This is a genomic window from uncultured Oribacterium sp. (assembly GCF_902481605.1).
Taxonomy (GTDB): Bacteria; Bacillota; Clostridia; order Lachnospirales; family Lachnospiraceae; genus Oribacterium; species Oribacterium sinus.
The window spans coordinates 1-10,176 of record NZ_CABSXI010000077.1; the positions used below are offsets into that span (position 1 = coordinate 1).

Here is a 10,176-nt window from a genome sequence, read left to right on the forward strand (position 1 = left end):
CTACAAAACCAAATAGCTTATACTATACCACAAACCGATTGAGATTGTATCTATTTTGTCGTGCTTATGGCGACTATTTTATTGTTCAAAGAAGATTTCGACCATAAAATGGCAAGTGGTATCAGCGATACGAAATTTTGGAAAATTTCTGCGCTGGAAATGATCGTCACAAACTGTGCGAGCAATGCGTCTGTCCTGACAAACACCTCCGAGAGCTCGTTGGGGAAGCGCCCCAAGCCCCTTCGACATCACTGGATTTCTCCGGTAATGAGCTGGGCAGCGGAGCCGCTTTTTAAGAATGGGAAGACAGAGAGTTTTCTCCATCTTCCCATTGAGAATTGCTGTTATTCCTCGATGCGGGACTTCATGTTCTCCACGATGTCCCATATTTCTTTATCCAGTACAAAAGGCTCGGTAAAGGCATTCAGTACGATACCGGCAAGATCCTTTTCGTTATTCCTGGCAATAGAAATCACTTCCAGCATGTGTCTCTGCACTTTTGAGAAATTATCCCCGTACTCGCCCATGGCTTCCGTAGTGGTAAAGATCGGGAAGAAAAACTGCTCTCCGTTCTGCAGGATATCCGGAATCATTCTCGTCGCACCGACCGTTTTGAATTCTTTCCCGATAAATTCGGTAGGGTCTGCGTCGGGATCGTCGGTCAGCTTCTGAGCGATATCATTCCAGTATTTCTGGTCCTCATCGCTCAGGACAGCGTTGCAAGGAATCCAGACATAGCTGTCGCGAAGTATCTCCAGAATGTCAATCAGGTGCGGCTCTGTGCACTCGTTGTTGAAGGCAGTGACAGCCTCTTCCAACATACTTCCATCTTCCAGATCCGCTGCCGTGATCTTCTGACTCGGATTCATATCGGAATAACAGATTACCTTCTTTTCATCTGTCTCCTGCACGAAAAATGCAATCGTTTCGCCCTCATGATATCCGAAATTCTGATCCGGTTCATTGAGGAGTGTTCCCATAATCCAATGATCTCCGAGACCAGTGATCCGCGTCCAGCACCCTTCCGGCTTTAGACCGTCCTTCATCAGATACACGAGCACATCATCAACAAAATTCTCGTGTCTACTCCCGTCAAGAAAGCACATCTCTCTGGTCTTCTCAACCTCTTCGGATGCATCGTAATGGTGGAGCATCTCAAGCTTATCGGCATACCTTTTTGCGAGAGTTCCATCCTCATCGTCAAAGAATGAAAATTCATCTTCCACTACAGCGCCGATGCGGATGAAAGATCGGATTGTATCATTGCCGTCATAAAATCTGAAACCGTTTTTGCTCTCTTCGCCGACCGCGAGGATTTCCATGGTAAGACCGCATTGTTGATCAATGTACCCGTAAGTCAGGATACAGTTTGCTTTGTCCGCTCCGGAAAAATCTTTCACAGATGTTTTCAGCATTTCCTTCATCGGAATCGCTATGAAGTGATGATAGAAGGCTCTGAAGCCTGCGTTCTTATAATTCATTACATCACCTCCAGTACTTGCCGCTGCAATTCTTCCTTACCAAGTTGAAGGATCTTGTCATCCCTCCAGACCGGGCCGACCGCATGAATGATGTATTTGGCGTCCAGATTGAACGCCGGCGTGATTGCCGCGCTACCTGTATCACAATGCCCTATCGCATCACACGCCTTCTGCAGCTGGTTCCATCCGGCCGCTTTGAAGATTGCTCCGCAGACGCCACTACCGCCCTGAAGATGCTCGTTGGCCGCATGCACAATGCAATCTGTCACGGCATCAGTAATGCTTACCTTTTCAATCCTGATCTTGCTCATCTGTATCATCCTCCTCATCTATCCCAAGGAATTCCAGCAGGTTATCAAAGCTATACGGGAAGGCATTGCTGCCGTATATATGTACCAGTTTTCGTCCGTCTGCATATTCTATGTCGACTCCCCATTGCGTACCATCCAGCACAAGCGGATTCACATATTTCTTTTTCCATTCACCGATATGCAGGCCGGTGATACCACTCACAAATTCGTCTTTTGTAAACGCCTCGCAGACAGGCAGATTTGACGGTTTCAAATAGAAAGAATGCTCCAGGTCGAAAAGAACTTTCTCTCCGCTGATTGTGTATGTCCGCTTATCATACCCGTCGAAAAATCCGCCAATATCAAACACGAATCTCTTCATGAAAAGCAGCCCGTCATTAAAGGCTTTATCCCGCAATTCTGCCTTGGTCGGCTGGTAGATTCCGCCAGCCTCTTCATATGCCTGCTTTGCTCTTTCAAGATAATCCCGACTGCAGCTGATCCTGGTCAACGGGTTGGGATACATGGTAACTTTCTGGTCGAAACAATGTTCTTCCAGTTTTCTTTTCAACCTTCCAATCTCACGCTTCAGAGACCGGATCTCTGTCATAATTTCCTGCTGAGATTTACCTTTCAGATTCATCTCGTAATACCCTTCCGGACTAATCATCATAGTGTTTCACCTCCATGATTACTTTCTACAGAATTACGGCGGGGAAGAGGTCGCTTCGCAAGCGACGAATGAAAGTATCCCTCTTTTCGTTTTATCTCCCTGTAATTTCAAACGCAAACCCAGACATGCGCTCTTTATCATCCCCTTCGGCATGGGGATGGCAGGAAAAGGTGTGTTCCTCTCGCTGACGAGACAGGTACTGTTTTTTCTGCCGATTTATACAGCATCAATTTTTTATTTTTCGTTTAGCTCTATTCTTGTAAATAGCTATGCTTACATAAACTATAATATAAGCAATTGTATCATTTATAAATATATCTCTATAGGCATTAGGATGTAGTTCAACAAAAAATCCTGAAATAAATACATATAGAAAAGCTAATATAATAAAAATCAAGTACGGAATTAAACAATTAAATATTGGATTTTTAAAATCAACATCTGCTACAATGCCAATAATAATGGAGCCAATTAAAGTTAATACTGCCCTATCCAAAATATGAAAATAGGTATCGTTTGTATTACCCATTAGCAAATTTATTATGCAACTCGCTATTGTGGCAATCGTAAAAATAGAACAAAATAATATTGCTATATTTTTTAATAACCTACAAGTAATTTTCATAACACACTACCCCATCTATTAGTCAAAGCCTCCCACCAAAACGATGGAAGGCTTTCTAAACAATTTACTTTAAATTCAACAACTCCCTTTTGAACCTGCTATTTCAGCTTTTTAGTATCATAATAGAATCATTCAGACAATTTTACTTCATCAAAATCGATCAATTCCCGTATTTTCAGGCGTTTTATAACATTAACATATTTGCTTCTCCTACTCCATCTCAATCGTTCCTGGTGGCTTAGAAGTCAGATCATAGAACACTCTGTTCACTCCCTTTACCTCATTCACGATTCGATTCATCACTCTCTGGAGCACGCTAAAGGGGATATCTGCGCATTCTGCGGTCATGAAGTCATCGGTAATCACCGCACGGAGAGCCACTGCATAATCATAGGTACGGAAGTCTCCCATAACGCCTACGGAGCGCATATTGGTGAGGGCGGCAAAATACTGGCTGTAGGAACGGGAAAGTCCCGCTTTCTCGATTTCTTCACGGTAAATGAAGTCCGCATCTTGTACCATGCGAACCTTCTCGGGAGTTACCTCTCCGATAATTCTTACCCCAAGTCCCGGTCCCGGGAAGGGCTGACGATACACCAAATGCTCCGGAAGGCCAAGCTCCAGTCCTACCTTACGCACCTCATCCTTAAAGAGCAGGCGCAGAGGCTCTACAATTTCCTTAAAGGAAATGTTCTTGGGAAGGCCACCTACATTGTGGTGAGACTTAATCACTGCGCCCTTTCCAAGGCCGGATTCCACCACGTCTGCATAAATGGTTCCCTGAGCAAGGAAGTCTACTGCTCCGATTTTATTTGCCTCACGCTCGAAGATACGAATAAACTGCTCTCCGATAATCTTTCTCTTCTTCTCCGGATCTTCCACCCCGGCTAATTTCTCAAAATACTCTTCTCCCGCATTTATACGAACGAAGTTTAACTCGAAATCTCCCTTTTCCCCGAAGATTTCCTCCACCTGATCTCCTTCATTTTTCCGAAGAAGGCCGTGATCCACGAACACACAGTACAACTGCTTTCCGATTGCTCTGGAAAGAAGCCCTGCTGCAACAGAGCTGTCCACACCGCCGGAAAGGGCCAGAAGCACCTTACCGGATCCAATTTTATTTTTCAAAAGGGAAACCTGCTCCTCTACGAAGGAGGCCATCTTCCAGTCGCCGGTACATTTGCAGACGTCATAGAGAAAATGATGAATCATCTTCTGCCCTTCTACACTATGCTGCACCTCTGGATGGAACTGCACCGCATAAATCTGTCTCTTCCCATCTTCCATTCCCGCAACAGGACAATGCTCGGTATGGGCGGTAATTGTAAAGCCCTCCGGCACCTTGGCAATATAGTCGGTATGGGACATGAAAACGGTGGTCTCTTCCGCTACATCGGAGAAAAGCACAGAAGACTTCTCCACATGGGTTTCCGTCTTTCCATATTCGCTGACAGGGGCGGTAGCCACCTCTCCTCCAAGCTCATAGGCAATCAGCTGTGCTCCATAGCAGAAGCCGAAAATGGGGATGCCCAGCTCGAAAATTTCCTTTCCGATATGCTGGCTTTCCTCTTTGTACACGGACTGAGGTCCCCCGGTAAAGATGATTCCCTTGGGACTTAATTCTTTAATCTTCTCTATGCCAATGTCGGAACTGTAAACCTCTGCATAAACCCCTTCGTCTCTTACTCTCCGGGCAATCAACTGGTTGTACTGTCCACCAAAATCCAATACGAGAATCCGTTCATGATTCATTTTTCTTTCCCCTTTTCTTCAGTTCGTCCAATGGCAACAAGATAGATAAACCGCCTTTATTAAAGGCTCACACAATTACTCATTATAGTGCCTAGGAAAAGACTTATGCAAGCCCTTCTTTGCCACTCCCTATAAGTCCACTTCCTCTCCTAAGGAGAAGGAATAAAGCACTCTTCGTTTTACTTTTTTTCCTAAAATCTGCTCCAAGGCTTCGCTGTATAAGTCGATTTGCTTTTGGTAACGATTCCTTAGCTCTTCCCCGTCCTTTACCCGGTCGGTCTTATAGTCCACAAGGATAATGCCATCTTCCTCCATAATAAAGGCATCAATGATACCTTGGAGAATTACCTTTTCTACATTATCCCCCCTATCCTCCGGAAATAGCTTCTCATACTCCACTTCCTGCATAAAATGCTGTTCCCGATAAAGGGTATTCTCCTTATAGGCCTTGGCAAAAAGATGTCCTAGGGGAGAGTCCAAGAACTTCTGAAGCTTCTCTTGATTCAGTAAGCCATATTCCTCCGGAGAGAGAAAGTCGGATAGCTGGGAAATATCTTTAGAATAATCGTAAAAGGCTAAAGCATGGTGATAGCTGTCACCTATTGCCGCACCGATATTTTTCCCTTCTGCTTTCATCTTCTGAATCAAGGGGCTATCGGGCTTTTCTTTGGCCTGCTGCTTTTCTTCAGCATTAGCATTAGCCTCATCCCACTCCGGGGCAACCGCCTTTCCTTCCTGCCCGGTTTCAGAAATCGCCTCCCCATGCTCCTCCATAGCCTTCATTTTCAATAAGGAAACAGAGTATTTGGGACTTCTATGGGTGCTCTTCTCATAGGGATAGACATAGGAAAAATGCTCTTCCATAAGCTTTTCCGCCTCTGTCTTTTCCCGACCTGTTCCCAAGAACTCGTAGAGCTTTTTCTCAAGGGAAATGGCTTCTCCCATAGCTTTTCCTTCATTTTCCTCTAAATCCTCTTTCGAGAGAAAACGAAGAGCTATTTCTTCGGTTTTGGTACTTTCAAAGAAGCTTCGGGAATAAGCCATCAAAATCCAGGCAAGATAAGAAGTCACTCCCCGGATATCCTCCAGAGACAGCCGTTCTTGCACCGGGAATTTCTTGATTAAATCCTCTTCATTTTTACAAACGCCGGTAAGAATCAGCTTTTCCTCTGCTCTGGTCATGGCAACATAAAGCACCCGAAGTTCTTCTCCAAGGCTTTCCCGCTCGCTCTTTTCCTTAATGGCGATTTTGTGGAGGGATGGATACTTTATTCTTGTTTCCAAATCTAAGTAATCTGCGGCAAGTCCCAGCTCTGCATCCATCAGCATTTTGGCCTTGGAATCCATCTTGTTAAAGGTCTTATGCAGCTGGGAAAGGAAGACTACCTTAAACTGTAATCCTTTGGAGTGGTGGATGGACATAATCCGAAGCAGGTCGTCCTTTTCCGAGAACACCGTTGCCTCGCCCTGATCCTGCTCCTGTTTTTTCACCTTTTCAATATAGCGGATAAAATGAAATAAGCCGCTGTAGCTTCCCTTTTCAAACTGCTTGGCATCCTCTAAAAGCTGGTCAAGATTCGCCTGCCGTTTCTCCCCCAAGGGCAGCGCCCGCACATAGTTATAGTAGTCCGTCTCTTCATAAATTAAAGTCAGTAAGGAATGAAGCCGTAGGGAACGGGATAGTCTACGGTAGCGTTCCAGCTTGCCTTGGAAATTCTGCCATTTTTCTTCCAGCCCAGGAGGCAATGCTTTTTCTGCCTGTAAGGATAGATTTACCGCATTTTCCTTGCTCTTATCATAGGGCTTTTCGTATAGGCTACCCTTCGTCAGCACAATCTGTCCCAGCTCTTCGTCCGTAAAGGAAAATAAGGGGGAGCGCAGTACCGCTGCCATGGGGATATCCTGTCTTGGATTGTCAATGATGGCAAGGAAAGATAGAACCGTTTCCACCTCCACCGCAGAATAATATCCGGTTTTTAGCTCCGCATAGGCAGGGATGCCTTCTTTTCCGAAGATATCCACCATTTCTCTGGAAACGCTGTGGGGAGAACGAAGGAGAATCACCATGTCCTTATAGGCGTAGCCCTTTTTCAAAAGCTCACGAACTTTCCCCGCAATCATCTTACATTCCAGCTCCAGCTTACTGAGGGATTTTCCAGAGGAGCTATTGGAGGCGCTGTTGGAAGCGCTGTTGCCATCGTCCTCTATACTATCATCCTCTTTACTATCTTCTTCTCCCTCTTCCCCTGTAGAGGCAGTTTTTTCCAACTCTAAGAGAAGCAGTTCCGTTTGATCCCGTCTCTGCTTGCCTGTAATTGGAGACTCGCCCTCCGGCTTATCTCTATGCTCTTCGCAACTTTGCGCTTTATCTTCTTCGCCTTGATTCTCTCCTGAACAATCTTCCCGCTTTGCTTCTTCTATTCTTACCTTCCCCAGGAATAGACTGTTCTCCAAGTCATATTCGATTCCGCCGAAGTCCTTTTTCATAATCTTAAAGAACAGGGTGTTTACAGCGGAAAGCACCCCTTCATCAGAACGGAAGTTCTTCCGAAGGAAAATCTTGGGATAGCTTTCATCATGGTATTTTTCCAGGAATAGCTCCGGCCTTGCCATTCGGAATCGGTAAATGCTTTGCTTTACATCCCCCACCTGAAAGACATTGGGCTTTCCAAAGCGCTCCTGAGATAGAGCACGAACAATATATTCCTGCACAAGGTTTGAATCCTGATACTCATCCACCAGGATTTCCCTATAGGACTTAGCCAGATCATCCGCCAAGGCACTATAACGGACTTCCTTCTCTTTCCCCATCTCTATCTCTTTAGTACCATATTTACCGGCTTCTATCTCATGATTAATTTCCGTCTCAGCCTTGATTTCCGCCTCTCCCTCGATAGCTCCATCGCCTCCATCCTGATACAAAAGCTTCAAGGCAAAATGCTCCAAGTCCGAAAAGTCCAGTACCGCCCTTTCTTCCTTTTCCTTTTGATAGCGTTCTAAGAAGAGAAGACAAAGTCGCACAAGCTCCAGGATTCGCTTCTGTCCCTTTTCCTCCACTTCCTCTTCCAGCTCTTTTGGAAGCAGCCTATAGTTCTCCTGCCAGGTCTTTAGAGTCTTCTTTCCTCTTTCTCGAAGGGACTTTACCAATTCTTTTCCCTCCGACTTAGTGCTCTTTAGGCGCCCAAAGGATAGACTCTCCAGTCCTCTTACCAAGTCTTCCAGGTTGTCCGCATATGCAAGGGCAAGGCACTGATCCCTTTCTTCTAAAATCCGCTCTTCATACTCTATAGGGCCGTTTGGCTCTCGGCATAGGTCTAGTGCATCTTCATAGAGGAGAGAAAGATTTTCCAGTCTGCTCTTCATATCTTCGTAGAGGTCCTTTTCCCACTTTTCCCTACGAGAATGGGCGTCTTCCTCTAATAGCCCCTCCAAATAGGCCGTGGGAAAGGGCATGGCGCTGGCCAGCATATAAAGCTTTAAAATCAGCTCCTCTATACCCTTGTCCTTCTTTCCCATGGAAAACTGGTCCACAAAGGCCAGAAAGGACTCTTCCTTCTTTTCGTATTCCTCTTCCAGAAGCTCCTCTAAAATATCCGATTGAAGCAGGGACATTTCCCCGGTATCCCCAATCCGAAAATGGGCGTCTATGGAGAGGCCTGCATAATTTTCCTCAATTAGTCGCTTACAAAAGGCGTGGATGGTACTGATATTTGCGGTAGGAAGCAGGGCAATTTCCCGAAGAATCCGCTTGTCATAGCCCTTTTGCAAATGCTCTTCCAAGCGTTTTTTGATTCTTTCCTTCATTTCCTCCGCCGCAGCTTCGGTAAAGGTCATCAAAACCAAAGAAGAAAGGGAAGCATTTTCCTCTAAAATCAGGGACAGCACGTGTTCCACCAGCACTGCCGTCTTTCCGGAACCTGCCGCCGCAGAGACCAGCAGATTTCCTTCTCTATGGGCGATTACCGCCTTTTGCTCTTCCGTCCACAATGCCATTTTACTGCCCTTTCTCTCGATACTTTCATCTGCAATGCCATCTCGCTGCCTTTTTTTTACTTCTGCCTGCACTACTTTTTACGCTTATTTCTTCTGATATTTCTTTACACACCGGCATCTTCTTGCCCTTTCTTCTGATACTTCTCTACCCACTCCTCCCAAATCGCCTCTTCCTCTCCCTTTTCCATGCTTCTATAGGAAAAGCCGGGGAGATCCGGGTCAAAGCCGCAGATGCTGTGGTAGGGGCAGTAGGTGCAGGCCGTCTTATCCAGGCTCTCTCGAATAGGGGAAATATCCTTCTCTCCCTCCAGGATTCTCTTACAGTCCTCCTCCACCCTTTCCCGCACATAGGAAAGCATAGCCAGAATCTTTTCCTCTTTGGCAACAGAGCCCTTTTCCTCTACAGTGCCGTTTTTCTCCTTTACCGGAAGCAGAAGGCTGTCTCCCTTTAGCTCCCTATCCATGCGGAAAATGATGTCCTTATCCCCGTTGATTAAGCCCTTGGGTCTTGAAGCCTTCAGCTTTTCCTGAAAAAGCTCCTCCTCAGTCTGCCCCTTAAAGCTTAGGCTTGGGTTATCCATGGTGAAATAAAACAGCCCTGCAGGATGCAATTTGTAGTCCGGATGTCTCTTTCTCTCCTCCTCCAACAAGATGGATAGGTAGAGGGGAAGCTGAATCTGTAGTCCCGCCTTTAAAAGATCCAAGGAAAAATCCGTATTTCCACTTTTATAGTCCAAAACCTTTAGGTAATAATTCTTTTCCTCATCCAGGTAGCTGTCCACCCGGTCCACCCTTCCCCTAAAGGACAGGGTATCGCTTTCATAGTGAAAATCCCGCTCCAGGGCTTCCACCTGAAAATCCCCTCCGGAAAGCTGCCGTTCCAGCGCCCAGAGGATGGTTTTTGCATTTTCCTTAAACTTATGGAGAAAATACTGGTTCCGTCCCCCCTCTAAGAAGGGAGCAAATTCCGGATCCTGCTCACTTTCCGCTATGGCGAAATTAAGATACTCCTGAAAATGCTGGGTAAGCGCCTCTCCCTTCAGCTTTTCTTCCTTTAGCTTCTTAAAAAAGCTTTCCACCAGCTTATGGTAAAGATTTCCCAAATCAAAGGCCTGAATCTCCGCCTCTTTTCTTTCCTGCAAATGTAAGCCATAGCGAAGGAAATGGAAAAAGGCACAACGATTTAGCCCTTCCAGTCGGCTTACGGAGCCTCTGATTTTTTCTCCGTAAAGTTCCTTGGACAGTTCTTTGCTTAGGGGCAAATGTCGATTTTCCCAAAAAACTGCATCCAAAAGTTTTTCCAAGTCCTTTTTGTACTCTTCCTCCTGCCAAAGGCTATGGAGAAGCTGAAAGGATTCCAGC

At 45.7% G+C, this 10,176-nt stretch carries 7 protein-coding genes; all 7 read right to left on the reverse strand.

Annotated elements, in window-relative coordinates; translation table 11 throughout:
• Window positions 1-344: 344 nt before the first annotated feature.
• Window positions 345-1,481: an SseB family protein gene (locus tag RDQ32_RS09920; RefSeq protein WP_308580316.1), complete on the reverse strand. Its 1,137-nt coding sequence runs from the start codon at window positions 1,479-1,481 to the stop codon at window positions 345-347.
• Window positions 1,481-1,792 (reverse strand): macro domain-containing protein, encoded by a 312-nt coding sequence (locus RDQ32_RS09925; protein WP_308580318.1) that lies wholly within the window; start codon window positions 1,790-1,792, stop codon window positions 1,481-1,483. Before RDQ32_RS09925 ends, RDQ32_RS09920 begins: the two co-directional genes overlap by 1 nt.
• Entirely contained in the window at window positions 1,773-2,444 is a 672-nt protein-coding gene (locus tag RDQ32_RS09930; RefSeq protein ID WP_308580319.1) for a hypothetical protein, read from the reverse strand. The genes RDQ32_RS09925 and RDQ32_RS09930 overlap by 20 nt, the downstream gene beginning before the upstream one ends.
• 226 nt (window positions 2,445-2,670) lie before the next feature.
• Window positions 2,671-3,069, reverse strand: a complete 399-nt coding sequence (locus tag RDQ32_RS09935) for a DUF6608 family protein (RefSeq protein WP_308580321.1) — start codon at window positions 3,067-3,069, stop codon at window positions 2,671-2,673.
• Window positions 3,070-3,279: 210 nt separating this feature from the next.
• Complete coding sequence (gene guaA / locus RDQ32_RS09940; protein WP_308580323.1) at window positions 3,280-4,821, reverse strand: glutamine-hydrolyzing GMP synthase; 1,542 nt, start codon at window positions 4,819-4,821, stop codon at window positions 3,280-3,282.
• A gap of 129 nt (window positions 4,822-4,950) precedes the next feature.
• Window positions 4,951-8,814 (reverse strand): UvrD-helicase domain-containing protein, encoded by a 3,864-nt coding sequence (locus RDQ32_RS09945; RefSeq protein ID WP_308580324.1) that lies wholly within the window; start codon window positions 8,812-8,814, stop codon window positions 4,951-4,953.
• A gap of 104 nt (window positions 8,815-8,918) precedes the next feature.
• A partial coding sequence (locus tag RDQ32_RS09950) for a PD-(D/E)XK nuclease family protein (protein ID WP_308580325.1) occupies window positions 8,919-10,176 on the reverse strand: 1,258 nt, incomplete at its 5' end.